This window comes from Zoogloea sp. (assembly GCF_041908905.1).
In the GTDB taxonomy this organism is placed as follows: Bacteria; Pseudomonadota; Gammaproteobacteria; order Burkholderiales; family Rhodocyclaceae; genus Zoogloea.
Window position 1 is genome coordinate 60,644 of the sequence record NZ_JAYREK010000010.1, and the last position, 26,544, is coordinate 87,187.

Here is a 26,544-nt window from a genome sequence, read left to right on the forward strand (position 1 = left end):
ATGGCCGTCACCATCGGTGAAGTCGTCACCACCATCGACACCCTGCCCGACGGAGGCGGGCGCGAAGAATCCGGCGCCGGCGCCCCCGCCGAGGCCGCCTTCGAAGTCCGCCTCGAAGACCTCCGCCCGCTCGTCCGCGCGCTGGTCGCCGAGGAGCTCGAACGCCAGCTGCGCCAGCGGAGCGACTGTCCATGACCACGCCTCCCCTCAACGCCTCCGGGCGCCCGCAGATCCGGGTGGACGGCACCCGCGCCAACCGCCTCGAAGCCGACCTGATCCGCCTCGAAGCCCACGCCGACACCGCCGGCGTGGCCTCCCTCGAAGCCGTGTTCCTCAACTGGGGCAGCCGCGAGCGGGGCCAGCCGGTGGATTACGTGCATTTCCACCAGTCCGCCATCGACTTCGGCAAGCGCCTCGCCATCGCCTTCGAGGTCAGCGGGCAGGTGCAAACGGTGTTCGACGGGCTCATCACCGGCATCGGCGCGGCCTACCCCGAGCTGCGCCCGCCCGAGCTCACCCTGCTCGCCGAGGACGCCCTCGCCGGCCTGCGCTACCGCCGCCGCACCCGCCTGAGCGAAAACATGAGTGACGGCGACATCGCCTCGGCAATCCTCGGCGACGCCGGGCTGCGCGCCGACGTGGGCCCCAGCGGCGCCAGCCACGTCGAGCTGTGGCAGGTGAACGAGGACGAACTCGGCGCCCTGCGCGCCCGCTCCGGCGACGCGCTGATCGAACTGCGCGACGGCAGCGTGCACGTCACCGAGCCGGCCCACATCACCACCCCACCGCTGCGCCTCACCCGCGAGAACAACCTGATCCGCTTCACCGTGCTGGCCGACCTGGCCCACCAGCGCGGGGAGGTGCGCGTACATGGCTACGACGTGGCCGCCAAGGAGGCCATCCACGAACTCGCCGGCGCCGACGCGGTGCGCCCCGAAGCCAGCCGCGGCCGGCTCGGCCCCGAGGTGGTGACCCGCGTGTTCGCCAACGCCGCCGAAGACCTGCACCTCGAAGCCCCCGCCACCGGGGCCGAAGCGCGCAGCCTCGCCGAGGCCGCCATGCGTCGGCGGGCGCGGCGCTTCGTGCGCGGCACCGGCGTCACCCTGGGCACGCCCGAGCTCCACGTGGGCGCCCGCATCGAGCTCGTCGACCTCGGCCCGTGGTTTGCCGGCATCTACCTCGTCACCGCGGTCACCCACCGCTTCGACCAGGTGGAGGGCTACCGCACCGAGTTCGAGGCCCAGCGCCCCGACCTGGGAGAAGCCTCATGATCCCCGGCCTCACCCCCCCGGGCGGCAACGAGCGCCCGCGCCTCTACGGCGTCTATCCGGCACTGGTCACCAGCGTGCAGGACCCGGACAACCAGGGCCGCGTGCAGATCAAGCTGCCCTTCGTCGAGGAGAACGACGGTGCCACCGCGCTGGCCTGGGCCCGCCTCGCCACCCTGATGGCCGGCGGCGACCGGGGCAGTTGGTTCATCCCCGAGGTGGATGATGAGGTGCTGGTCGCCTTCACCGCCGGCGACCCGCGCCGGCCGGTGGTGATCGGCGCCCTCTGGAACGGCGTCGACGCCCCGCCCGAGCGCATGGACAGCGCCAACAACCTGCGCTCGCTCACCTCCCGCAGCGGCCACAAGCTGACCTTCGACGACACCGCCGGCGCCGAGAAGCTGGAGCTGCGCACCCAGGGCGGCCACACCTTCACCCTCGACGACGCGGCCGGCGGCACCGTCACACTCACCCACTCCAACGGCGCCACGGTCAAGATCGACGCCGCCGGCAACATCGAGATCACCGCCAACGTGAAGGTCAAGGTCACCGCCCCGGCCGGCCTCGACGTCACCGCGGCGATGGTCACCGTGGATGCCGCCATGTCCACCTTTTCGGGCGTCGTGAAGGCCGACACCGTCATCACCAACAGCGTGGTGTCGTCCAGCTACACGCCCGGCGCGGGGAACGTATGGTAGCCAAGGCCTCCCCGACGCGGCTGCTCATCCCGGCCCACCGGCGCCCCTCGCGGGAGCGCCTGCTGGCCACCGAGCCCTTCTTTTTGCGCGACCTCGCCCAGGTACCGGTCGAGGCGTCGCCGCGCATTCTCGCCTTCGAGACCGACGCCTTCATCGCCGACTTCCTCGCCGCCGCCGGCCAGACGGCCCCGCTGCCGGCGCTGCGGCCCTGGCGCGACTGGTCCGAGCCCCCCGACGGCCGCGTGGACGCCGCCGGCCAGCCCCGCTACCCCGCCACCATCGCGCGGCGGGAGGCGCAGCCCACCGAACTCGAGCCCGCCAGCGGCCCGGTGATGGACGACGACGGCATCCCCCACGGCGACTCGGCAAGCACCCCCGCCTGGCTGCGCAAGCTCTACCTGCCGCTCCACGAACGCTTCAACCTCATCGCCTTCGACCTCGTCTGCGGCGCCGCCGGCTGGCCACGGGTGGCGCGCAGCCGCATCAAGGGCGCCGGCGCCGTCATCCGCCGCCTGGTCGCCCGCCCCGACGGCGAGCACTGGGAAGACTGGATCGCCGTCGACGAAAAACACGGCGCCTGGGTCGAGGTGCTCGACGCCGACCTGCGCCCAGCCCCCGGCGCCGCGCCGGCCGACCCTACCGCGCTCACTGGGCTGTCGAGCGCCGCGAGCGTGAAACTCCACGCCCTCTTCGGGCTGGCCGCCGACGCGCCGCTGCCGGCCATCGCCCTCGCCAGCCAGCCCCTCAACCTCGTGCCGCCCAACGCCGGCAAGGCCGCCGACCACTGCACGCTGTTCGGCTACCTGCCGGTGTTCAGCGGCGCCCGCGAGGTGTCCGCCGAACGCCTGGCCGCCGGCACCATCGCCGACATCGCCAGCCGCATGGCCGAGCGCACCCGCAGCCGCCTCGACGGCGTGTTCGCCAGCGCCGCCGGCCTGCGCAGCGCGGCGCAGCCGCAACTGCTCACGCTGCTCGCCGACACCCTGCTGCCTGCCCGCCCCGGCAATGCCGAGATCACCACCTCGGACACCCTCGTCGCCGGCCTGCTCACCGCGCCGCCCTTCGGGCTCGCCCACCCCGCCGACGCCCTCGCCCAGGGCATCGACCTCGCCTTGCTGAAGGCTCTGGCCTGCCTGTGGACCCAAGCCACCAGCGCTGGCACCGCGGGTGCCGACTGCGACGGCAGCGTGCTCACCGCCGCCCAGCTGTGGGACCAGAGCGCTGCCGACACCGCCGCCTCCGCGAGCGCCGTCTTCGACACCCTGCCCGACCCCTCCGGCCTGCCCGGCAACCAGACCGCCCTGTGGCTCGCCGCCAGCGTCGCCGCGTCACCCGCCGGCTGGGACGTGCTGGTGCGCCGCCGGCTGTTCCAGCTGGTCGATGCCTGGCTCGCCGGCAGCGCGCTGCCCCCGCCGCCCCAGGGCGCCTCCAGCCTGGTGACTGAAAACCACCTCGCGCTGCTCGCCGTCATCGCGCTGCTCCGGCTGCGCGGCGGCCGGCTCGCCCTCATGGCCAGCATCAACCGCACGTTGTTCGGCGACGACAAGCGCAGCGAGCTGCTCGCCATCGGCCCGGGCGGCAAGCTCGAATTCGGCATCGCCGCGCTGGGCGAACAGATCGACGCCGTGCTCGCCCAGGACAGTGCGCGCAGCGATCCGCAGGCGACGCCCCCGTGGCCGGCCCTCAGCTTCACCGAAATCGGCCTCGAGCTCCCCCGCGTCAAGCGCATTCATCAGACCGGGCAGGCGCTCGCCCAGGTCTACGCGGGCTTCGACGCGGCCCTCGCCGCCGCCGGCACCGCCGCCGTGGCCCAGCGGGACGCCCGGGCCGCCAGCGTCGAAGCCGCCATCGCCGGCGCAGTTTCCGGCAGTCCCAGCCTCGCCGCCCAGGGCCTGGATTTCCTCGAACAGCCCGCCTGCGGCCTGCTGGTGCTGCCCGCCTTCCGCTTCGCGCAGACGCCTTTCGGTACCCTGCGCGACGCCGCCGCGGCCGCCTACACCGGCCAGCCGGAGGCCCTCGCCCTGCCCGAAGCCCGCGCCACCGACGCCCAGCCCCGGCTGCGCTTCGACGCCGAACACCTCTACGCCGCCTGGGGCTGGGCCCGCGTGGCCGGGCGCACCCCCTGCGAGCCCGACCGCGTCGTGTGGACGCTGCGCAGCGAGCCCTTCTCCATCGCCGACCCCACCGACCTCCTCGGCGCCCGCCCGGCCAGCATCCAGATGCCCGACATCCCCAGGCTGCTGCGCGACATCCCGCGTATCGCCCGGGCCCGCGCGCGGCCGTTTGCCGGCGTCGCCGCGCCGCCGGGCTCGGGCGTCAAGGTCGGCGACGCGATGGCTGACACCCGGCGCGATTTCGGCCTCGGCATGATCTGCAACTTCGGCATCCCGATCCTGACGATCTGCGCGCTGATCCTGTTCAACATCATCTTCTCGATCCTCATCAAGCTGCCCGCCTTCAGCTGGATGCTGTTCCTCAAGTTCTGCCTGCCATTTCCAAAGAGGGGACCATGAGCACCGACACGCTCGGCCGGGGATTGCGCTTTCCGCTGGTCACCCGCGACGGCTTCGGCCGGGTCGAGGGCACCGCTGCCGTCGAGCAATCCATCCGCACCATCCTCCTCACCGAGCCCGGCGAGCGCATCGCCCGGCCCAACTTCGGCGTCGGGCTGCGGCGCTTCCTGTTCGCCCCAAACAGCCTCGAGCTGCGCACCCAGATCCGCGCCGCCGTCACCGAAGCGCTGGCCCGCGACGAAGCGCGCATCCGCCTCGAAGCCGTCAGCGTCGAAACCGACCCACGGGAAGCCACCGTGCTGCGCATCGCCCTGCGCTATGAAATCCTCGGCGAGCCCGGCGCCCACAACCTGGTGTTTCCCTTCTACCTGAACGGGGGTGCCTGATGGCCATCATTCCGCCCCGACTCGACGACCGCGCCTTTGACGATCTTCGCGCCGAACTGATCCGCCGCATCCCGATCCACGCGCCCGAGTGGACCGACCACAACGCCTCCGACCCCGGCATCGCGCTGCTCGAGCTCTTCGCCGCCCTCGGCGACAACCTGCTCTACCGCCTCAACCGGGTGCCGGAGGCGGCGCGCCTGGAGTTCCTGCGCCTGCTCGCGATCGCCCCCGAGCCGGCCCGGCCGGCCAGCGCGATGGTGCGCCTCGACGCCCAGCGCGGCCCCTTCGCGCCGGTGCCCGTCGACTTCGGCACCGGCAGCCCCACCCTCGAACTCGCCGCCGGCGACGTACCCTTCCAGGCCCTCGAAGAACTCACCGTGCTGCCGGTCGAGCTCGGCGCCTGGGTCAAGCTGCCCTACACCGGCCCGCTGCTGCCCGGCGGCGTCGACAACGTCAGCACCCTGCTCGCCGACCACCTCGGCACCGCCACGCCGCCGGCCCTCGCCCAGTACCGTGCCGTGCCCCTCGCCCCGCCCGACGGCGGCCGCCTGCCGGCCCCGATCTCCAGCGGCGCCAGCGTAGACGGCCGCCTCTGGCTGTGCCTGCTGGCCCCCGAGGCGGCGATGGCCGAAGCCCTGCGCAGCACCGGCAACGACGGCACCGCCGCCCGCAGGCTGCTCCGCCAGCGCCTCTCCGGGCAGGTGCTCAACCTCGGCGTGCGCACCGACGACGCCCTGTGCGGCGCCACCGACCACCACCGCTGCCCCGACCCCGGCACCGACCCCGAACGCTGGCCGCTGCGCTGGGAGATCTCCACCGGCGGCTTCACCGGCGCCGCCCGGCAGGTGGACCGCCTGCGCTACCAGCGCCTCGCCGTGGTCGCCGACAGCACCGACAACCTCGGCCGCCGCGGCACCGTGCGCCTGCGCCTGCCCGAATCCGGGCCCGGCCCCGACGCCGAACCCTTCGGCAACTGGACCGCCGCCTCCTTCGAGCCGCCCGACGCCGACCTCCTCGGCGTGGGCGAGCTGCCGCCCCGCCTCGACGACGACAAGCTCGCCGCCCGGGTGCTGGGCTGGATCCGCGTCGCCCGCGCCGACGCCAGCCACCCGCCGCTGCGCCTGCGCTGGATCGACGCCAACGTGGTGCGCGTCGAACAGGCCGTCACCGCCCCCGCCGAGCTGCTCGGCTACGGTGACGGCCGCACCGGCCAGCGTTACGCCCTCGCCCACCCGCCGGTGCTGGCCGGCAGCGAGCAGGTGCAGGTGTTCGGCCCCCTCGGCTGGGAAAACTGGACACCGGTGGACGACTTCGCCCTGGCCGGGCCGGACGACCCCTTCTACACCCTCGACCCCGGCGACGGCAGCATCACCTTCGGCGACGGCCTCCACGGCCGCATGCCCCTGCCGGGCGAAGCCATCCGCTGCCTCAGCTACCGCTACGGCGGCGGCGTGCGCGGCAACGTGGGGGCCGGGCGCATCAACCGGGTGCTGCGCGCCGCCCCCGCGGCGGCCCTCGCCCTCAAGGCCAGCAACCCGCTGCCCGCCGAGGGGGGCTGCGACGCCGAGACCCTACCCGAAGCCACCGCCCGCATCCCCCAGGTGCTGCGCCACAACGACCGCGCCGTGGCCACCGACGACTTCACCGACCTGGCCCTCGGCACCCCCGGCGTGCAGGTCGGCCGCGCCCACCTGCTGCCGCGCCACAAGCCCCACGAGCGAGTGGACGGCGTGCCCGGCGTGGTCACCCTGATCGTGCTACCCGCCTACGACCCGATGCAGCCCGACCAGCCCACCCCCGACCGGGAGATGCTGCGCCGCGTCTGCGCCCACCTCGAACCGCGCCGCCTCGTCACCACCGAACTCTACGTCACCCCGCCGCAATACGTACGCCTCAGCTGCTCGGTGGCCGTCGAGCCCGACCCCGGCGCCGGCGAAGAGACCCTGCGCCGCCACATCGAGCTCGCCCTGCGCCAGCACCTCGCCCCGCTGCCGCCCTACGGCCCCGACGGCAAGGGCTGGCCCTTCGGCCGCAACGTCACCGACCGCGACATCGAAGCCGCCACCCTGCGCGTGCTGGGCGTGCGGCTGGTGAACGGCGTGCACCTCGTCGGCGAGGCGATCGACCGCCGCGGCACCCGCAGCCCGGTCGAAAAAAACCTGCCCCTGCTGGCCTGGCAGCTGCCGGTGCTGCTGGAGGTGCGCGTCGCGATCGGCCAGGACAGCGTGGCCGAAGTGCTGCCGCCCCTGGGCAGCGAGCCCGCCGCCACCCCGCCGACCTCCATGCCGGTGCCGGTGGGCAAGGAGGAATGCTGATGAGCGGCCCGCGCTTCGCCCACCTCACCGGCCGCCGCATGTGGGAACGCTGCGACCACTCGGGCACCCGCATCGAAGGCACGCCCGCCGCCGTCACCCTGGCGCCGCGCCTCGATGGCGACGACCGCCCGGCCTTCGACACCGCCGACTACGCCGCCTGGCAGGCGGTGCAGGGCAGCGCGGTGGTGCTGCCCTGCGCCCCCGACCGCTGCGCCGACGCCGTGGTGCTGCTCGCCCGCCCCGGCCAGCCGCTGGCCCTGCTCACCCCGGCCGGCTGGCTGCCCCAGCCCGTCGCCGCCCTGGCCGAGCCCGCGGCCGACGCCACACCGCTGGAGTTCGCCCCGCTGCAGCCACCGCCCGGCCCCACGACCCCCGACGCCGTCGCCCTCGACCCCGCCGGCCGCCTGTGGCTGCTCGACCGGGCCGCCCGCTGCCTGCGCCTGCTCACGCCGAGCTTCCACCTCCAGGCCAGCGTCCCGCTGCCGCCGGACATCGAGCCCGGCTTCTTCGGCTGCAGCGCCTGGGGGCTGGTGGTCACCGACCGGGCCGCGCCGCGCCTCATCGCCCAGCCCTGGGGCGGAGCCTGGCAGGGCCATGCGCTGCCCCCCACCTCCGGGCCCGCTGAAATCGTCGCCCTCGCCTCCGACCCGGCCTTCCCCACCGCGGTCGCCCTTGTCAAAGGCCCGGCGGCCCAATGGCGGCTGATGACGATCGGCGCCAGCGGCGTAGACATCCACCCGCTCCCCCTCGCCGTCGCCCCGCTGCACCTGCGCCTCACCGCCGCCGACCGCGTGCTGGTGGGTGAAGTGGCCCACCGCCCGGGCGACCCGCGCCCCACGTTCTTCCGCGAATACCTGCTGAAGGCCGCCGGGCCCGAGGCCGAGCGGGGCTTTGCGGTGCGCGGCTTCGACGGCCGCGCCCTGTGGCGCGAGCCGGGTGGTGACGGCCGGATCATGGCCAGCACCGCCGCCGGCGCCCGCGCCCTCTACCCGCGCGAAGCGGCGCTCGCGGGCAGCGGCGTGGTCGAGACCTGGGCCCTCGACTCGGGCATCTTCGGCTGCGTGTGGCACCGGCTGTTCGCCGACCTGTGCCTGCCCGCCGACTGCGCAATCAGCATCGAGGCCAGGACCGCCGACGACCTGCCGCCCTTCGACATCAGGCGCCCGGCCCGCCTGCCGGTGGACCAGGCCGGCGAGGTGCGCCCCGCGCCCGCCGACGACCCGTGGCCGCCGCTGGGCTCCCTGAGCCCCGACGAGGCCGACGGCTGGGTCCGCCTCGGCCTCGCCGACCTGCGTCCAGCCCACGCCGACCGACCCCTCGCCGACAGCGTCGCCGAACGCCCCTCGCAAGACCCCCTGGCCAGCCAGCGCCAGCCCTCGGCCGCACCGCCAGCCGGGATGCGCAGCCATGAGTTCCTCATCACCGCGCCGCCCGGCCGCTACCTGTGGCTGCGCATCCGGCTCGCCGGCACGCGCCGCCAGGCGCCGGCCCTGTTCGCGCTGCGGGCCACCTTCCCGCGCCCGTCGCTGCTCGACTACCTGCCCGCCTACTGGCGCTCCGACCCGGAGGGTGCCGACGCCACCGAACGCGCCCTGGCCCTCTTCGAGGGCTGGACGACCGAGCTGGACCAGCGCACCGACGTGCTGCCCGCCCTCCTCGACCCCCGCCTCGTGCCCGCCGAAGCCCTGCCCTGGCTGGCCTCCTTCCTGGCCCTGAGCTTCGACGCCCGGGTGCGCGAAGGGGTGCGCCGGCAGCTGCTGCAGAACATCGCCACCCTCTACCGCCAGCGCGGCACCCTGCCCGGCCTCACCCGCCTGCTCGGCATCCTCGCCGAAGCGCCGGTGCAGATCGTCGAAGGCTTCCGCCTGCGCCGCCCCACCGCCGCCTTCGTGGGCCGCGCGCTGGTCGGCCCCGGCCTCGAGATCGGCGGCAGCGAGAGCCCCCTCGGCGCCACCGACGGCGACGCCTGGGCCCGGGAACTCGCCCGCGAACACGCCGCCCTGCTGCTGCGCCGCGCCACCGAGGCCAGCCCCTGCCCCGCCCCCACGCCGGACGACCCGCTGCCCGACGATGCCCTCGTCGCCTTCTACCGCCGCCACGCCCACCGCTTCACGGTGATCGTGCCGCGGGCCTGCGACGCCGCGCTGGCCGCGGTGCTGGAGCTGGCCATCGAAGCCCACAAACCGGCCCACACCCTGCACCGCCTGTGCTGGCTGGATGCCGGCTACCGGGTGGGCAGCGCGAGCCTGGTGGGGATCTCCCACCTCGGCCCGGTGAGCCGGCCGACCCCGGCGGTGCTGGGCAGCGCCGTGCTGTCCACCTTCACCACCCTCCACCGCGGCCGTCGCGAAGACCGCTACCCGTATTTCCAACCCATGAACCCATGGGAGGCCTCGCCATGAGCACCCCCGCACAACCCTCCGTCGACAGCTTCGCCCCCCTCGACGACCTCGACCCGGCCACCCCGGGCGACCCCTTCACCCGGCTGCACTACCACTACGGGCAGCTCCTCGGGGCCGAAGACTTCAACACCGAGCAGCGCTACTTCCTGCTCCGCAGCCGCCTGCACAACGCCGCGCTGCACGGCTTTGGCACCGTGTGGGGGCTCAAGGTCGGCTTCATCGAGACCGAGACCGCGCTGCGTCTCACCTGCGACGCCGGGCTCGCCATCGACGCCCTCGGCCGCGAGATCCACGTGCCGCAAAAGGTGTGCCTCGACATCACCGGCCTCGCGTCCACCCGCTTCTGGGCCGACCTGGCGCCCCCGCCGACCCTGCACACCCTGCCGACCGACGCCATCGACATCCACCGCCCCGCCCCCCCCGGCCGCACGCCGCTGGAGATCGAACGGCCGCGGGGTATCGGCGACGACCCGCGCCGTCGGGTGTATGTGGTGCTGCGCTACCGGGCCTGCCTCACCGAGTTCGCCCCGGCGGTGGTCCAGCCCTGCTCCGACCAGGACGCCGCACTGGCCCCATCACGGGTGAACGACGGCTACCGGCTGTGCCTCGAAGCCGCCCCGCCCGACGGCGCCGGCCTGCCGATCCGCGACATCACCACCCGCCCGGCCGCCTCCGCCGACCCGCGGGAGCGCCTGCTCGACCTCATCCTCACCCCGCCCACCGATCTGGCCCGGCTGTGGAGCGGCGCCGACGACGCCCCGCTACTCCTCGCCGTGCTGGACCTCGCACCGGTCGGCACGCCCCCCGAGCGGGTCAAGCTCGACGGCCCCATCGACAACGGCGTCCGCGCGCTGCTGCCGGCCGTCCAGGCGGTAGCCGACCTGGCCCTCGCCACCCACCTCGAGAGCCCCGCCGGGCTGCCGGCCTTCCAGGCCACCGGGGTGGCGGCCGCGGCCGGCACCGGCGCCGACGCCGGGCGCATGGTGGTCACGGTGTCCACCAGCCAGCCGGTGCTGGCGGCCAGCCTGGGCGACGCCTCGGTGCGCGTGCTGCGCTTCGACAGCGCCACCGGCAAGTGGGTCGAGCCGGCCGTCACCGCCCGCGCCGCCACCGCAGCCGGCCTGACTGTCACCGTGGACGAAGCCTGGGCCGACGCCACGCCCTACCAGGTCTGCCTCGCCGGCACCGGCGCCGCCGCGCTGCTGTCCCGCGACAACGCCCCCCTCGCCGGGGCGGCAGGCGAAGCCGTGCCGGCCGGTGCCGGCCGCGACGCCTGCCTGTTCGCCACCTATCCCCCGACAACCACCGCCTGAGCCGGAGCCCGCCATGAGCACATATCAGTGGAAAAAAATGGATGCCGATCTGCTGAGCATGGTCGCCAAGGTCGCCCGCGACGAGCCGCTCAGCGCCGCCGAACAGCTCAGCGTGGCCGAATTCCTCAAGGGCCACGCCGGCACCGAGGGCGACTGGGGCTTCTCCACCACGCCCACCGGCGACGTGCGCGGCAGCAACAACCTGCGCCGCACCAACTGGTTCAACGGCCGCTACCTCACCGCCGAAGCCCTGTCGCGCCAGGACGTCTACTTCGACGCCCGCCTGCGCCTCGCCGCCCACGCCCAGATGCCCGGCATTGCCTGGGGGCTCGGCATCGGCGCGGCCGGCGCCAACGCCACGCCGGTGCACAGCGAGTCGCGCACGGGCGGCATGCCGGCCGGCCAGACCCTCACCCTGCGCCGCGGGCTGGCCTTCGACCACGTCGGCCGCCCGATCCTGGTCTCGGAGCCCTTCACCTTCACCATCGAGAAGCTGCTCGGCGCCTGGCGCAAGACGCCCCAGAAGGTGGTCGGCGGCGGCATCGACTTCATGCCCTGCGTGTGCCTCGCCGACGACCCCGCCGGCCCCACCGGCGGTAGCGCCCTGGTGCCCTCCGGCCCCTACCTGCTGGTGATCCAGCCCAACGAGAGCGAGGAAGGCGGCGCCAAGGTGATGGGCGAGATCTGCGGCGGCGCGGCGGCGGTCAACTGCCGGGCCGAGGCCTGGCGCGGCGGCTTCGGCCTGTCGCTGGTGCGCTTTCCGGTGGAGCTGCCGCTGCGCGAGGACCTCGTCTCGGCGTGGGATCTGCGCGGCACCCTGTCGGCCTACTTCTTCGACGTCTTCGAGCACCCGCTGTGGAAACGCTGGGATCCGGGCTTCCTCACCAGCGGCCCCTTCTGCAGCGACACCGGGCCGGGCCGCCACGACGCCGCGGCCGTCGCGCTGGCGATGGTCTACCTCGGCGAGGACGGCAGCGTGCTCTTCCTCGACCAGTGGATCCCCCGCCGCACGATCTGCGACAGCCCCGCCGAAGACTGGCACCGCACCCGCTTCGGCGCCCCGCCGCGGGCCGCCGCCTGGGCGCGCATCCACCAGTTCCAGTGCATGCTGGCCGAGAGCCTTACCCGGCAAGCCCTCGGCAGCGAGCGGGACGATCTTTATAGCCGCGGCTTCCGCCACATTCCGCCGATCGGCTTCCTGCCCATCACGCCGGAGCCCCCCGACGGCAAGGTCAGCACCGGCTTCGCCCTCGTCGACAACTCGCTCAACAACGCGGCGGCGGCCCCGTGGCTGGTATCGCCGCGGGTGTTCGGCGCCATCGAGCAGGCCCGGCGCTACTTCCAGCGCAGCCGGGTGATCTCCTACGCGGTGGTCGCCCTGCACGACGACGACATCCTCGAAGACCTGCACAACGTCTTCGACAAGGACCCGATCCAGCTCGCCCGCCGCGTCGCCCAGAACGACGTCGGCAACGCCGGGCAGCCCCTCAAGCCCAACTACACCCACTACGGCCTGACCGACGTCGGCGGCTACACCACGCTCCCCGGCTATCTTGGCGTGCTGGCCCGGCTGTTCGAGACGCTGGGCCTCGAAGACCTGGTCAACCGCCGCACCGAGATCGTCAAGCTGGTGGTGCCGCTGCAGGGCCTCACCCGGCGCCACCCGCTGGTCGGCGTGCTGCAGGAGGACGCCATGGACCAGACCGAAGGCTGGGGCGTAAACCCGCTGCTCACCGCCGGCGGCGCCCTCGCTACGCTGCCCCAGGCCGAAGAGCTGGCCGGCCTGATCGCCAGAATCGGCCTCGACATGCTGCCGCGGCACTTCGTGGTGTACGTCAAACAGCGCCTGGTGCTGCTCGACCTGCTGTTCTACGTGCTCGAGATCCTGGAGTTCCTGTTCAAGTTCCTGAGCGCCTTCATGGCGCTGGCCGGCGGCACCAAGAAGGCCGTCAAGACCGCCGAGCTGCGCCAGCAGTACCTCGCCCAGCCGGCCGACAGGCGGGCCATGGTCGAGGCGGTGCTGGCCCAGCCCGACGTGCAGGCCAACCTCGTCCGCGCCGCAGACCTCAGCGGCTCCGGCCTCTCGGTGAGCCGCCGCAACCAGGAATTCCTGGCCAAGGTCGACACGGCCGAAGCCGGCCTCGCCAACACCATCGCCGACCCGGTCGAACGCCGCCGCGCCGCCATCGGCCAGGTGGCCGACGCCTACGCCGCCGAATACCCCGACTACCAGCTCATGCAGGTGCTGGCCGCCGTGCAGCCGCCCCAGCAGACCCTCATCGTGGTCACCAAGCTGTCCGCCACACGGCCCACCGAGAAGGCCGAGACCCTCGCCGACGAGCTCGCCGCGGGCGGCCCCCCGGTGTTCGCCGACGCCGACGCCCAGCCGCTCTACGCCGACCTGCGGGCCAGCCTCGACGAGCGCAAGGTGGCCGACTACGTGGAAGGCGCCGACAGCGCCACGGCCAGCCTGACGGTCAAGGACATCCTCGCCCGGCCGCCCGCCGAAGCCCGGCTGCTCCTCGGCGCCGACAACTACGCCCGCTTCCGCGACGCCCTCCAGGCCGACCGCAACGCCGCCCTCGCCGGCGCCGAGGCGCTGGGCAAGGGCGTACCGCAGACGCTGATCGTCAAGGTCGAAACCGCGATCGACGCCGGCACACCGGCCGCAGCCGCCATCGACCAGCTCAAGGCCGACAGCGCCACCAACGGCAACACCCGCCCGCTCCTCGACCACACCGCCAACCTGCTGCGCATCACCGGCGGCAAGGCGGGCTTCCTCAAGCTCGTCAAACGGACCTGAGGCCCCCGGGACACCTGAAGCGCCTGAACCATGAACGCCCCCCTCGACATCGGCCGTCTCCACACCCGCATCCGCAGCGGCGAGCCCGCGCGGGCCCAGGCCCTCGCCGGGCAGCTGCGGCAGGTGGCCGGCCCGCGCCTCGCCCGGGCCCTCGACGGCGCCGGCGAGCGCGCCCTGGCCCGCGCCGGCCTGCCGGCAGGGGCGATGGTCGCGGTGCGGCGGCTCGACCTGGCCCTCGCCGTCGCCACGGATGTCGGCGCCGGGCAACTCGCCGACGGCTGGGCCGCGGCCTTCGAGGCGGCCCTGGCCCGCCTGCTGGCCCGCACGCCGGCGGGCGACGACGCCCCCGAGGCCGTCGCCGTATGGTTCGCCGATGCCTGGGCGGTGGAAGTCCGCCACCTGCAACACCGTGCCGCCGGGCGGCCGGACGCCTGGTGGGCCGAGGCCCTCGCCGGCGGCGGCGAGCGTGTCGAAGCGCCGGCCGCATCCGCCACACCCGGCCCCCTCGACGCGCTGCCGATCCTGCTGCGCTGGCTCGCCCGCGACCCGCCTCGTGCCCTTGCCACCATGGCCGCGCTGGCCCGGGCCGATGCCCGTGTGGTCACGCTCCTCGACGCCGGCGCCGCGCGCACCCTCACCCGCCATCTGCTCGAACGCTTCGCCCACGCCGCCTCCGCAGCCCCTCCGCCGACGGGCAGGCCCGTCGAAGGCCAGCCGCCGCGCCCGCCCACCGCCCGACCGATGGAACCGGCCCTCGCGCGCCTCGCCGATCTGCGCGCGGCCCTGCGGGCTGCCCTCGGCGGTCCCGCCGGCACGCCCGAAGAGCCCGCCCTCGCCGCCCCCTGGCTGCTGGCCACCCTGTTCGCCCGCCACCCCGCGCTGGCCCGCCTTCCCGCCGCCGCCATCGAGCCCGCCCTGGCCCACTGGCTGCAGCGCGCCGTGGCGCCGCCGCCCGTCGCGCCCGAGCCGCCCGCCCCCCTGGCGGCCGAGCCCCACCCCACGCCGGCCGACAGGCCCGACAGCGCCGCGGCCCCGCCCTCCAGCGATCCCGGCGCCCCCGCCTGCCACGCCATCCACGCCATCCACGCCGGCGGACTGCTCCTGCTGCTCCGGCCGATGGCCCGGCTCGGCCTGCTGCCGCCCGCCGAACGCCTCGCCCAGGGCCTCGGTGACCTCGCCCTCACCGCCCTGCGCCGGGCGCTGGCGCCGCTGCCGCCGGCCGAACGAGCCGTCGCCCAGGAACGCGAGCGCCCGCTGCTGGGCGTGTTCGCCCCCGAATGCGACTGGCGCGAACGCATCGCCACCTTGCCGGTGCACGACCCCGCGGCCGCCGACGCGCTGCTCGACGCCCTCGTCGACGCCATCCCCGCCGACATCGCCTTCGCCCCGGGCGCCGCGCGGCGCATCTTCGGCAGCACCCAGCCCGCCTTCGCCACCGCTGCGGCCCGGCGCCTCGCCTGCCTGGTGTTGCGCCCCGGCCAGCTCACCGTCACCGCCTGGGACGCCGAGCTGGCCTGGCCCCTCGACAGCATCGACCTCGCCCTGCGCCGCGCCGGCTGGGACCAGGACCCGGGCTGGCTGCCGTGGCTCGGTCGCCGCCTGCGCTGGCGTTTCGGAGACGCATCATGAGCGCCACCCCGCAACTCGACCTGTTGCTTGCCCTCGCCGCCGGGCGCCTGCTGCTGCGCCGCAGCGACGACGCCGGGCTCACCCGCATCGCCGCGGCCCATCTCGACACCACCTCGCCCCAGGCCCTCTCCAGCAGCATCGCCAGCGGCGCCGAGGCCCTGTTCGCCACCCTCGACACCCAGCCCGACGCCGAGCCCCTGGCCCGCATCGCCACCGGCTGCGCCCTCTCCGGCTTCGACCTCGACCTGCTGGCCTTCGCCGCCCTGCCGTGCCTGGACGAAGACGCCGCCGCCGCGGTAGCCGCCTTCACCGGCGGACCGCGGCGCCTGCCGGTGGGCCTCGCCCTCAAGCTGCTGTTCGGCGACACCGCCGACCCGGCCAGCGTGCGCGCCGCCCTGCGCGCCTCGCCCCTGTGGTCCGGCGGCCTGATCCAGCCCGACGAAGCCCCGCGCCCGCTGCTCGAACGCCGCCTCGACCCCACCGAGACCCTGCTCGCCGGCCTCGAAGGCGCCGCCCCCGCCGAAGCCGGTGGCTGGCGCGCCCGCCCGCTCGCCCCGCCGACCCGGCCCGCCGCCAGCATCCGCCGCGCCGCCGCCGAGCTGGCCGCCACCCGCCCGGGCGTCTGCCTGCACCTGTGCGGCAACCCCGAGCGCGCCGAGGAGGCCCTCGCCAGCGCCGGCCCCGCGATCGTCCTCGACGCGCCCGCGCAGCCCGCGCCGCCGCCGTGGGCCGAAGCCCGGTTGCTCGGCCTCGCCACCGGCTGCCGGGTCGCCCTGCGCACCGACGCCGCCGAGCTGCCTGCCCCCGGCGGTGCGGCGGCGAGCTTCGTGATCGCCCCGCCCAGCTTCGCGCTGCACGGCCCCGGCGCCCACCTGAGGCGCCTCGACGTGGGCGCCCGCGCCCCCCGCGAGCTCGCCGACGCCTGGCAGCGCGCCCTCGGCTGCAGCCAGCTCGACGCCGACGAACTCGCCGGTCGCAACTGGATCGACAACGACACCCCGCAGCTCGTCGCCGCCGCCCTGCCCGCCGGTGCCGGCCTGCCCGAGGCCCTCGCCGAGCTGGCCCGCCTTACCCCGCCCCGCGCCCTGCGCCTCGCCACCCGCAGCACCCCCGAGGTGCCCTGGTCGCAGCTGGTGGTGCCGGGCCAGACCCACAGCCACCTCGAAGACCTGATCCGCCGCGTGCGCCGCCGGGTCGGCGTGCAGCTGCGCTGGGGCATGGGGCGCGGCCGCCGCGGCCGCTCGGTGGTCGGCCTGCTGTACGGCGAGTCCGGCACCGGCAAGACCCTCGCCGCCGAAGCCCTCGCCACCCGCCTGCAGCTGCCGATGCTCTCCGTCGACCTCTCGCTGGTGGTCTCCAAGTACATCGGCGAGACCGAGAAGAACCTTTCCGAGCTGTTCGCCGCCGCCGAGGGCTACGCCGCGCTGCTGTTCTTCGACGAGGCCGACGCCCTCTTCGGCCGCCGCACCAACGTGCAGGACGCCCACGACCGCTACGCCAACATCGAGGTGAACTACCTGCTGCAGCGCCTGGAGTCCTTCGAGGGCTGCGCGCTCCTCGCCACCAACCTGATGCAGGGCGTGGACGACGCCTTCCTGCGCCGCTTCGACCAGGTGGTGCATTTCCCGCGCCCGGGCGTGGCCGAGCGCATCGCCATCTGGCGCGCCCACCTGCCGGCCGCGCAGCTGGCAGACACGGTTTCGATCGAGCAGCTGGCCGAGCGCTTCGAGCTCACCGGCGGCGAGATCCGCAACGCCGCCCTGGCGGCAGCCTTTGCCGCCGCCGACGGCGGCACGGTGGTCACCGACGGCCTGCTCGACGCCGCCGTGGCCGAAGAGTTCAGCAAACTGGGCCGGCCCTTCCCGCGCCGGCAGGGAGCCTTTTCATGACCGACATCGCCACCACCCTCGCCCAGGCCAGGGCCAAGCTCGCCGCCTGGCAGGCCCACGCCGCCACCGCCGCCGCCAGCGGCGCCGCCCAGTCCCAGGCCGCCGACGCCGCCTGGGACGCGGTGGCCGCCATCGAGGCCGCCACCGCCCAGGCCGAAGGCCTGCGCGCGCAGATCCTCGCCCGCAACGACAGCCTCGGCGCCGCGCTGGCCGCCCGCAGCGCCGCCCTCGCCAGCGCCGACAAGGCACGCAGCGAAGGCGCCACGCCGCCCATCGCCGACACCACCGCCACCGCCCTGCGCGCCGCCCTGGTCAGCGCCACCGGCCTCACCGCCGCCAAGCTCGACGGCGCCGACCTGAAGACCGCCGTCGCGGCCGTCGACACCAACCTGGCCAGCCTGCTGGTCACGCTGGAAGCCCGGCTGCAGGACAACGAGGACGCCGAGGCCAGCGCCGACGCCGCCCTCGCCGCCGCCGAAGCCTCGCCCGCGGTGATCGCCGACGACCTCGACAAGGCCCTGCTGGCCCGCGAAGCCGCCCTGCGCCTCGCCGCCGCCGGCAACACCCCGGCCGCGGTGCGCGCCTACGTGGATTACCAGGCCGCCCGCGCCCGCCTCACCAGCGCCGCCGCCCCGGCCGCGGCCACCGCGCTGCAGACCGGCTGGAACACCGCCCGCGACGCCCAGCTGTCGGCCGTCGCCGACCTGCTGGCCGCCCAGGTGGCGGTGATCCAGGCCCAGCTCGAACTGTCGCGCAAGCGGGCCACCATGGCCGCCAGACTCGCCACCCGCGATGCCGACGCCGCCGCCGCCGTCGACGCGGTGCTTAACCCGCCCGCGCCGCCGGGGCCCTGAGCCCACCCCCGCCTGAAGGAGCACGCCATGACCATCCGCCACCACACCGCGCTGCCGCCCGCCCGGGCGGCCTGAGCACTGGAGCGAGGCCCCCATGGCCAGCGCCAGCCCCGAGCGGGAACCCCGCCAGAAAGCCCCCGTCGGCGCGCCCCACGACCGCGCAGAGCGCGAGGCCGACCGGCTCGCCGACGCCCTCACCGCCACCCCGGCGACGGGCCCCATCCGCTGCGCGGCCTGCGCCGGCGGCGACGCCCCCTGCCCGGCCTGCAGCGCCGGCGCCGGCCACCTGCGGCGCAGCGCCAAGCCCCAGGCGGCCACCCCGGCCGGCCCGACCCCGGCGGCCGACGCCGTGCTGACCCGGCCCGGCGGATCACTGCCGGCCGGCCTGCGCCAGCGCTTCGAGCGCCGCCTCGGCGCCGACCTGTCGTCGGTCCGGCTCCACACCGGGCCCGATGCCACCCGCGCCACCGACAGCCTCGACGCCCACGCCTTCGCCCTCGGCCCGAACATCGTCGTCGGCGAGCGCCACTACCAGCCCCACACCCCCAGCGGCGAGCGCCTGCTGGCCCACGAGGTGGCCCACGTGCTGCAGGACGAGGCCACCCCGGTGCTGCGCCGCAATGGCGACGGCCCGATGAGCAGCGAGACGGAGGGCGTCTGCGAGGCTCCGCCGCCCGAGGCGGGCGTGAGCCGCATCAGCGACCCGGCGGTCGTCGAGCACGCGGCGGGCTTCGACCCCTGCGCCGTCGACGTGGCCAACCTCACCAACTACGAACTCCTCGCCGAATACGCCAACGCCCTGCGCGTGGTCACGGCCGGCCGCAGCGCGCCCGGCTACTTCGACCACCGCAACCTCCAGCGCCGCCTGGTCGCCGAGCGCGACCGGCGCGTTGAGCAGGGCCAGGCCTGGCTGGCCGAGATGCCGGCCGGCCTGCCCGACCCGGTCTACCAGATCGTCGACGGCCCGGCGGGCACCTTCACCGTGGTCTCCCACCCGGGCACCGTGGTGGCCGGCCGCTCCGAAAGCACGCCCTCGCCCTACATGACCTGGGCCCAGTTCCAGCGCTTCCTCGACACCCACAACGTGGAACGGGTGGACGCCGAAACCTATGTGATGCGCACCACTGCCGCGGCGGCCGGCGGCGGCGACCTCTCCAGCGATATTTTCGGTGGCGGCGAGGGCGGCATTACGCCCTTCCCCTTCCCGGTGCTATGGGCTGCGCCGCTGCCGACCCTCGCCGAACCGGGCGGCCCGGTGCCGTGGCCCGCACTGCCGGAGGTCTTCAGCCAGCCGGAGAGCTGGCTCAACCAGCCGCGCGGCATCCAGCTCGACCTGATGGCCCACCCGCCACCGATGAATCCCGAGGCCCTGGCCCGGATGCGGGCCAGCATCGCCAACTACCGCAGCGCCCCTGGAGTGCCGGGCCGCATCGACCTGCCCGCCAGCACCGCGCCGGTCGAGGGCGGCACCGTCGCGGTGGCGGTCACCGACATCCCCAACCTGGGCCCCGCGCGCTTCCCCGGCGCCTCGGCGATGGCGCTGCCTCCCGCCCTGCGCGGCGCGCCCGGCACCACGGGGGGCAGCGTGCTGGTGCCCGTCAACCCGACCGCCGTCAATCACGCCGAGCACGTGGCGCTGGAAAACCTGCGCCTGTCCATCGAGAGCGCCCTTGCCGAGGGCCGCATCACCCGCGCCGACCTGCAGGGCCGCACCGTGCATGTGCTGGTCGAGCAGGAACCCTGCGCCTCCTGCGGCGCCGGCTCGGCCACCGGCGCGGGCAGCCCGGGCGTGCTGCAGCAGTTCGCCCGCCTCTACCCCGAGCTGACCCTTGAAGTGCGCAACATGCGCACCAACCGCGCGCTGATCTACCGCAGCGGCGTGCTGCTGAACCCGAGCACCGGCGCGACCCCCGAGCTGCCGATGGAGATCGCCGCGCCGAGCCGCGCCTCCGCCGAGACCTACCTCACCCCCGAATACCTGGCCACCCTGCGCCACGGCGGCGGCACCGTCGGCGAGCTGGGCGCGATGGGCGCCTCCGGGCTGCGGGGCGGTGGCCTCACCACGCTGATCGCGGTCGGCACCCAGGCCGGCGTGATGGTCTTCGACAGCCGGGAACATCCCGAGTGGGCCCTCGAGCTCGGCGTGGGCGGCAGCATCGGCTTCGGCAGCGGCTTCCTCGGAACGGGCACCCAGCAGCTCATCACCAGCCGCCTGACCAGCTCGATGCTGAGCGACGTGGTGGCCACCGGCGGCTCGCGCATCACCCCAGGGCTGGCCACCGGCGCAGGCCGGCTCGGCGGCGGCGCGGTGGGCGCGATGTTCGTCGAGGGCATCAGCATGGGGCTGCTGGAACAACGCGAGCACTCCGGCGCCGAGGTGGGCGTGCGCCTGACCCGTGCCGGCGCGCTGGGCGCGGGCAGCGTGTGGGCCGGCGCCGCCGTGGGCACCGCTGTCGGCGGGCCGATCGGCTTCCTGGTCGGCCTGGCGGTGGGCGGCCTGCTCTACTACGTGGGCGACCGCGTCGTGCCCGGCGGGCGCGAGGACTGGGACGCCTACGAAGCCGGCTGCCAGCCCCGCGTCGCCCCCAGAACGCGTGATCCGGACGACTGGCCACGCGGCTACTACTGCTTCGAGGCCAGCACGCCGGTAACCCTGGCCGACGGGCGCAGCCTGGCGATCGGCGAGGTCGGCGTCGGCACCCGCGTGCTGTCGTGGAACGAGATCGACGGCACCCTGGAGGCGCGCAGCGTCACCGCCGTGCATCCCGCCCCGCCGACCCCCATGCTGCGCATCGACTGCGCAAACGGGCTGCGCCTCCAGGTCACGCCACCCCACCGGCTGATGACCACCCGCGGCTGGCAGCGCGCCGGCCTGCTCAGGCCGGGAAACCTGCTGCGCTGCCTCGGCGACGATGGCCTCCAGCCCCTCGCCATCGAGGCCATCGAGGTGGTGCCGGCCCAAGGCCCGGTCTACGACCTCACCGTCGAAGCCACTCACACCTACTTCGCCAACGGCGTGCTGGCCCACAACAAGTTCATCTGAGGGCCCGCGAACCACGCCGCCGCAATCATCGGGAGCAGACCATGAGAAGCCCGCAAAAGCTGCCGCCCGTCGCCCGCGACCGCCCCGCCGAACAACGCGCCGAGCGCATCGCCCGCGGCGAGCGCCCGGCCCCGGCCCCGAGGGCCGGCACCACCGCTCACCCGACCGCCCCCGCCGCGCTGGGGCTGGGCGCCGGCCTGCCCCTTCCTGCCGCCGAACGCCGTTATTTCGAGGATCGCCTGCGGGCCGACCTGGGTGCCGTGCGCCTCCACCCCGACGCCGAGGCGGCACCGGCCCTGGGTGCCAACGCCTTCGCCGCCGGACGTGACATCGGCTTCGCGCCCGGCCGCTGGCAGCCCGGCACCCACGCCGGCCGCCGCCTGCTCGGCCACGAGCTGGCCCACGTGATCGAGCAAGGCCAGCGCAACCAGCCGATGGTGCAGCTCGACGAAGCGGCCAGACCGGCCGAGGCCGACCAGGCCACCGACGTGCTGACCGAAGGCGTCAAGACCGTCGTCGAGCAGGCCAAGGAGAACGAAGGCGTGAAGCGGGTGCTCCTCGACCCCGCCAAGCGTTACGCCCTCGGCCGGTGGAACAGCCTCGGCACCGGCGAAAAACTTGCCGTTGGCGGCTTCGGCGCCGGCACCTACGGCCTCGCCCTCGGCGCCGGGCTGGCCGACCCGGCCGGGCGCAAGCTGCTCTCCGACGTGAACCTCGCCGCCCCGCTGGGGCTGATCCCCTACTCCACGCTCACCGATTTCCGCTACGTACTGCCCGGCGCCAGCGGCGGCGCGACCCAGCTCAAGGCCTCGTTCTCGGCCGACGACCTCCTCGGTCTTGCCCACCGGAAGCTCGGCTGGATGCCGCCGATGAGCCTGAGCCTGGATTTCGGCTGGAGCGTCGCACCGGACGGCGGAGTCAGCCTGAGCTCGGCCAAGGCCAGCTGGGGCGTGCTGCCCGGCGTCCGGCTGCAGGTCGGCAGCGGCGTCGGGCTCGACGGGAAACCCAGCGTCAGCGGCCCCGACGGCCAGAGCGCGACGGTCATGCAATCGCTGCCGGCCCCCGCGACGGCCGGCGCCCAGCCCGGCGGCACCGGCGTGCTGATCACCGTCGACCTGCTGAAGGCCCCCTTCGTCCCTGCCCCGATCCGCGCCGCGCTGGGCGGCGAGACGACAGAGAAGTGAGCCAGGCGCCGGCCGGGCAAGCAGGAGGCGTCGCGAGTCGGAAGGAAACGTAATGGGATGACGCCGGGCGCAGCCTCGTCGCGGGGATCAGGCAGGCCGGCGGGCGGAACCGTGACACCTGCCTGGCAGGGTCGAGAGCCAGCGTGGCAGCAAGCGGCGAGCCCGGCTTCGGAAAGGGGAATGCCAGCCCGCGCAAGGGTTGCCGGGCGGGTGCAGCACGTAAGCTGCCCCAGCCGATGAGGCCCGCTCCAGACGCAAAAATGGAGCAGTCCTTGCGGAATCTGCTCCATTCTTGGGTGACGAGCCATGAATCAACGGCTCATCGCAGGAATTGTTGGTCGGGGAAAGAGGATTCGAACCTCCGGCCCCTGCGTCCCGAACGCAGTGCTCTACCAGGCTGAGCTATTCCCCGACGCTTTTACTGCCATGACGGCCAAGCCGTCATCAAAACAAAACAGCCACACATCACATCGACATCCGACTTGTACAGCGTGCCGGACATCAATATTTCCGTGCGACTGCGAACTTTGACAATTCTACCAACGAATCCTTGAAAACGGAAGAGGGTAATACGTTAAGTGCGTTCATCGCACGCTCGGCCTCTTCTTCGGCGGCCTTGCGGGTCGCTTCGATGGCGCCGGAGGCGCGGATCGCCTGCAGAACCGCCGGAAAATCGTCGCGCCCGCCGTTTTCGATGGCCTTGCGCACACAGGCGGCGTGCTCCGGGCTGCCGTGCTTCATCACGTGGATCAACGGCAGGGTCGGCTTGCCCTCGGCGAGGTCGTCGCCGATGTGCTTGCCGGTGTCGGCCTCGTCGCCCGAGTAATCGAGCACGTCGTCCACCAGCTGGAAGGCGGTGCCGATGTGCATGCCGAAGGCGGCCAGCCCCTCCTCCACTTCCGGGCTCGCGCCGGCCAGGATCGCCCCCAGGCGGGTCGCGGCCTCGAAGAGCTTGGCGGTCTTGTAGCGGATCACCTGGAGGTAGTCGTCCACCTCGACGTCGGCGTTGTGGCAGTTGAGCAACTGCAGCACCTCGCCCTCGGCGATGATGTTGGTGGCGTCGGCGAGGACTTGCATCACCCGCATGCTCTCGACCCCGACCATCATCTGGAAGGCGCGGGTGTACAGGAAGTCGCCCACCAGCACCGACGCGGCGTTGCCGAACATGGCGTTGGCGGTCTTGTTGCCGCGCCGGAGGTCGGACTCGTCGACGACGTCGTCGTGGAGCAGGGTTGCGGTGTGGATGAACTCGATGACCGCCGCCAGTTCGAGGTGGCGTGTGCCCTGATAGCCCGCGGCGCCGGCCGAGAACAGCACCATGGCCGGACGCATGCGCTTGCCTCCGCTGCCAATGATGTATTCGGCCACCTGGCGGATCAGAACGACGTCGGAATAAAGTCGATCGCGAATGACGCCGTCCAGCGCCTTCATGTCGTCGGCGATCGGCGCGTAGAGCTGCGTGAGAGACAAGGCACTGCCCACTTCAGGAAAAACGCGATGTTAGGGGCGCACCGCCATCCCGTCAAGTCGGCGGGATCAAGGCCGGAACGCGGCATTTGCTCAGCGGATCGCGTCCAAAAGCAGATCAGGCCGGTCGGTGAATACGCCGCTCACGCCCCACCCCGCCAGGCGCCGGGCGTCGGCGGGATCATTGACGGTATAGACCAGCACGCGCAGGCCGACCGCCCGCGCCGCCGCCACGTGGGCCGCCTCGAGCCCCTCCACCGCCAGATGCAGCGACACGCAGCCCAGCCGCGTGGCGGTATCGAGCGCCCCGGCGCTGAAGGCCGGGGCGAGCCAGCCGCGGGGGATGTCATCGACCTCGGCTGCCGCCGCCTCGAGGGCCTCGGCCGAAAACGAGGACAACAACAGCGCCGGTCGGCCCGCCGGGCCGAGGCTGGCCAGCTGGCGGCCGACGGCCCGGCCCGTGGCAACCTCGTGGCCCGCGGCCGGCTTGATCTCGAGATTGGCGGCGAGCCCCAGCTGGCGGCAGCGCTGCAGCGCCGCGTCGAGGCCGGGAATGGTTTCGCCGACGAAGGCGGCGTGGAAGCGCGCGCCCACGTCGGTGGCCATCAGCTGCGCCCCGTCGAGGTCTACGACCCGCCCCGCCACGCTGGCACAACGGTCGAGGGTTTCGTCGTGGATGAGCACCGGCACGCCGTCCCGCGCCAGCATCACGTCGAATTCCACCGCCCGACACCCCAGGCGCGCGGCGATCGCGAGCCCGGCCAGCGTGTTCTCGGGCGCCAGCGCACCGCCGCAGCGGTGCGCGATCACCTCGGGCCGGGGCCAGCAGGGCATCGGGCGAGGAGACGGGATGAGCGCGGATCAGTCCAGCGCGCGGGAACGGGACACCGCGGTGTCGAGCGCGAGCTTGGAGGGCTTGCGATCTTCCCAGACGGATTCCAGCTCTTCGTCGATGATGCGACGCACCGCGGCACGCTGGGGATAACGGCTCGGCTTGGAGATCGCGGTCACCGGCTTGTTGGTCAGCTGCTTGACGGCGATGTGGATGTTGTTGAGGTCGGCGGCCAGCAGGCGGCTCTCGGAGGCCAGCAGGCCGGCGCGGTTGAGGGGCAGGTAGCCGGCGTTGCGCTGCCATTCGACCTGGCTCTCGGCGGTCAGCCAGTAGTCGATGAACTGGGCGACGGCCCTGTAGTCGGCGGCCTTCTTGCCGGCGCCGACCCACATCGCGGGGCCGTCAGCGAGGGTGTTCTGTGGCGCTCCGTAGTATTCCTCGTGGTAGGGCAGCGGCGCGACGCCGACCTCGAAGCCGGCCTGACGTTTGAGGGTCGGCCATTCGGACGAGGCGGCGGTGAGCACCGCGCACTCGCCCTTGGCGAAGTGCTCGACGGCCTCGTCATCGCGGCCGAAGAGGTGCAGATAGCGGGCCTTCACCCACGAGGACAGCATGGCCACGTGCTTCACCTCGAGCATGCCGTTGATGGCGAGGGCGGTGGACTTCTTGCTTTCGACGACCACCGGCTCGTTGTGCCAGGCGCTGGTGTTCTCCACGAGGACCCACGCCGGCTGGGCGGTGGTGTACGGGCAGCTCTGGCCGGCGGCGACCAGCTTGCCGAGGGCACCCTGGAGGGCCTGCCAGGTGGGCGGCGCGTTTTCGGTGTCGAGCCCGGCCTCCTTGAAGGCCTGCTTGTTGTAGAACATCACCGGCGTGGCGAGGCCGACCGGCAGCGCGTTGAGGCGGTTGGCGGCGTCGAGGGGCGTCGGGGTCATCATGGCCGGCGCGCGGAGGGTTTCCATCTTGATGCCGGCATCCTTCATGACCTGGTGCACCGGGCGATAGCGCGTCGGGCCGCTCAGGAAGGCCTGCTGGTCGCGCTCACCGAGGATCATCAGGTGGGGCAGCGTGCCGGCGCTCCAGGGGCGGTCCTGGATGACGATCTTGGGGCCGGTGGTCTTGGCGTTGTAGCGGTCGACGAGCTTCTGCAGCTGCGCGCCCTTGTCGGCGCCGAGGGTGTGGACCAGCTCGATCTCGGCGGAGGCAGGCCCCGCGGCCGGCGCCGCAGTCTGGGGAGCGGCCGGCTTGGGCTCCGGCTTCTTGGTTGCCGCGAGGGCAGAAGTGACGCACAGGCTGGTCAGGGCGAGACCAAGGGCGCTACGGCTGAAATTGTTCATCTGGGGCTTTCAATCGGAAACAGTGGCAAATCAACTTTCGATTATAAAGCCGCCCCGCCACGTCGGGCACGGCAGACGTAAGCGGATGTTCAAGTCGGCCCGGCAGGTGCCGTAGACCTTGCAAGCCAACCCAACCTCTTCGAATCATGACGCGATCCAAGGCCGGTATGCTGCTGGGGCTCCTGCTGGGGGCAGTCTTGCTCGGCGGGTGCGAACAGCTCGGCATCCCCGACTTCACCAAGTCCTCGGCCAGCGCCGAGGCGGACGGCAAGGCCACCGGGGCCGCCTGTCGCCACGCCGGCCGGGCCATCGAGGACTGCTACAACCTCAACCCGGGCGCCCAGCGGGCCGCGGTGTTTGCCGGCTGGCGGGAAATGAACGACTACATGGCCGAGAAGAACATCGCCGAAGTCGAGCCGAAGGTGCCGCCCCCGCCGCCGCCCGCCGCCGCCGAGGAAAAGCCCGCCCCCAAGCCCAAGCGCAGCGCTGAAGCCAAGGCGCCGGAGCCCCCGGCCGAAGACGCCGCGCAGGCACAGGCGCCCGAGGAAAGCGCCACGGAGCCCGCTCCGGCGCGCAAACGGCGTCGCAGCAGCGAGTAAGCCAGGGCGGGC

The 26,544-nt window shown here is 73.8% G+C and carries 18 protein-coding genes and 1 tRNA gene; 15 read left to right on the plus strand and 4 right to left on the minus strand.

Going from position 1 to position 26,544, the window contains the following annotated elements; genetic code table 11:
- From ACE3OU_RS08185 to ACE3OU_RS08250, 14 genes are all read left to right on the plus strand, one after another.
- Positions 1–195: a hypothetical protein gene (locus ACE3OU_RS08185; RefSeq protein ID WP_374241058.1), complete on the plus strand. Its 195-nt coding sequence runs from the start codon at positions 1–3 to the stop codon at positions 193–195.
- A complete protein-coding gene (locus ACE3OU_RS08190; RefSeq protein ID WP_374241059.1) occupies positions 192–1,271 on the plus strand; it encodes a phage late control D family protein in 1,080 nt (359 codons plus the stop codon). Before ACE3OU_RS08185 ends, ACE3OU_RS08190 begins: the two co-directional genes overlap by 4 nt.
- Positions 1,268–1,966: a phage baseplate assembly protein V gene (locus ACE3OU_RS08195; protein WP_374241060.1), complete on the plus strand. Its 699-nt coding sequence runs from the start codon at positions 1,268–1,270 to the stop codon at positions 1,964–1,966. The genes ACE3OU_RS08190 and ACE3OU_RS08195 overlap by 4 nt, the downstream gene beginning before the upstream one ends.
- Positions 1,960–4,479: a hypothetical protein gene (locus tag ACE3OU_RS08200; RefSeq protein WP_374241061.1), complete on the plus strand. Its 2,520-nt coding sequence runs from the start codon at positions 1,960–1,962 to the stop codon at positions 4,477–4,479. Before ACE3OU_RS08195 ends, ACE3OU_RS08200 begins: the two co-directional genes overlap by 7 nt.
- Entirely contained in the window at positions 4,476–4,865 is a 390-nt protein-coding gene (locus tag ACE3OU_RS08205; RefSeq protein WP_374241062.1) for a GPW/gp25 family protein, read from the plus strand. The genes ACE3OU_RS08200 and ACE3OU_RS08205 overlap by 4 nt, the downstream gene beginning before the upstream one ends.
- Positions 4,865–7,180 carry a putative baseplate assembly protein gene (locus tag ACE3OU_RS08210; protein ID WP_374241063.1) on the plus strand — a complete coding sequence of 772 codons (2,316 nt, stop codon included), beginning with the start codon at positions 4,865–4,867 and terminating at the stop codon, positions 7,178–7,180. Before ACE3OU_RS08205 ends, ACE3OU_RS08210 begins: the two co-directional genes overlap by 1 nt.
- On the plus strand, positions 7,180–9,582 hold the full coding sequence (locus ACE3OU_RS08215) for a phage tail protein (RefSeq protein ID WP_374241064.1): 2,403 nt from the start codon (positions 7,180–7,182) through the stop codon (positions 9,580–9,582). Before ACE3OU_RS08210 ends, ACE3OU_RS08215 begins: the two co-directional genes overlap by 1 nt.
- Positions 9,579–10,895 carry a hypothetical protein gene (locus tag ACE3OU_RS08220; RefSeq protein WP_374241065.1) on the plus strand — a complete coding sequence of 439 codons (1,317 nt, stop codon included), beginning with the start codon at positions 9,579–9,581 and terminating at the stop codon, positions 10,893–10,895. The genes ACE3OU_RS08215 and ACE3OU_RS08220 overlap by 4 nt, the downstream gene beginning before the upstream one ends.
- A gap of 13 nt (positions 10,896–10,908) precedes the next feature.
- On the plus strand, positions 10,909–13,698 hold the full coding sequence (locus ACE3OU_RS08225; RefSeq protein ID WP_374241066.1) for a hypothetical protein: 2,790 nt from the start codon (positions 10,909–10,911) through the stop codon (positions 13,696–13,698).
- 30 nt (positions 13,699–13,728) lie between these two features.
- Positions 13,729–15,327 carry a hypothetical protein gene (locus tag ACE3OU_RS08230; RefSeq protein ID WP_374241067.1) on the plus strand — a complete coding sequence of 533 codons (1,599 nt, stop codon included), beginning with the start codon at positions 13,729–13,731 and terminating at the stop codon, positions 15,325–15,327.
- Positions 15,324–17,216: an ATP-binding protein gene (locus ACE3OU_RS08235; RefSeq protein WP_374241068.1), complete on the plus strand. Its 1,893-nt coding sequence runs from the start codon at positions 15,324–15,326 to the stop codon at positions 17,214–17,216. Before ACE3OU_RS08230 ends, ACE3OU_RS08235 begins: the two co-directional genes overlap by 4 nt.
- Complete coding sequence (locus ACE3OU_RS08240) at positions 17,213–18,070, plus strand: hypothetical protein (RefSeq protein WP_374241069.1); 858 nt, start codon at positions 17,213–17,215, stop codon at positions 18,068–18,070. The genes ACE3OU_RS08235 and ACE3OU_RS08240 overlap by 4 nt, the downstream gene beginning before the upstream one ends.
- A 94-nt stretch (positions 18,071–18,164) precedes the next feature.
- A complete protein-coding gene (locus ACE3OU_RS08245) occupies positions 18,165–21,113 on the plus strand; it encodes a DUF4157 domain-containing protein (protein ID WP_374241070.1) in 2,949 nt (982 codons plus the stop codon).
- 41 nt (positions 21,114–21,154) lie between these two features.
- A complete protein-coding gene (locus ACE3OU_RS08250; protein WP_374241071.1) occupies positions 21,155–22,297 on the plus strand; it encodes a DUF4157 domain-containing protein in 1,143 nt (380 codons plus the stop codon).
- 335 nt (positions 22,298–22,632) lie between these two features.
- Here the strand turns inward: ACE3OU_RS08250 and ACE3OU_RS08255 are convergent.
- The 4 genes from ACE3OU_RS08255 to ACE3OU_RS08270 all read right to left on the minus strand — a co-directional run bounded on the left by ACE3OU_RS08255 (position 22,633) and on the right by ACE3OU_RS08270 (position 25,933).
- Positions 22,633–22,709 (minus strand) — tRNA-Pro (locus ACE3OU_RS08255).
- An 89-nt stretch (positions 22,710–22,798) separates the two neighbouring features.
- Entirely contained in the window at positions 22,799–23,728 is a 930-nt protein-coding gene (gene ispB / locus ACE3OU_RS08260; RefSeq protein WP_374241093.1) for an octaprenyl diphosphate synthase, read from the minus strand.
- A 129-nt stretch (positions 23,729–23,857) separates the two neighbouring features.
- Positions 23,858–24,598, minus strand: a complete 741-nt coding sequence (gene ugpQ / locus ACE3OU_RS08265; protein WP_374241072.1) for a glycerophosphodiester phosphodiesterase — start codon at positions 24,596–24,598, stop codon at positions 23,858–23,860.
- Between the two features lie 27 nt (positions 24,599–24,625).
- Positions 24,626–25,933 (minus strand): extracellular solute-binding protein, encoded by a 1,308-nt coding sequence (locus tag ACE3OU_RS08270; RefSeq protein WP_374241073.1) that lies wholly within the window; start codon positions 25,931–25,933, stop codon positions 24,626–24,628.
- Positions 25,934–26,079: 146 nt separating this feature from the next.
- On the opposite strand from ACE3OU_RS08270, the gene ACE3OU_RS08275 reads away from it, so the two are divergent.
- Positions 26,080–26,532, plus strand: coding sequence for a hypothetical protein (locus ACE3OU_RS08275; RefSeq protein ID WP_374241074.1), 453 nt, complete (start codon positions 26,080–26,082; stop codon positions 26,530–26,532).
- Positions 26,533–26,544 lie beyond the last annotated feature (12 nt).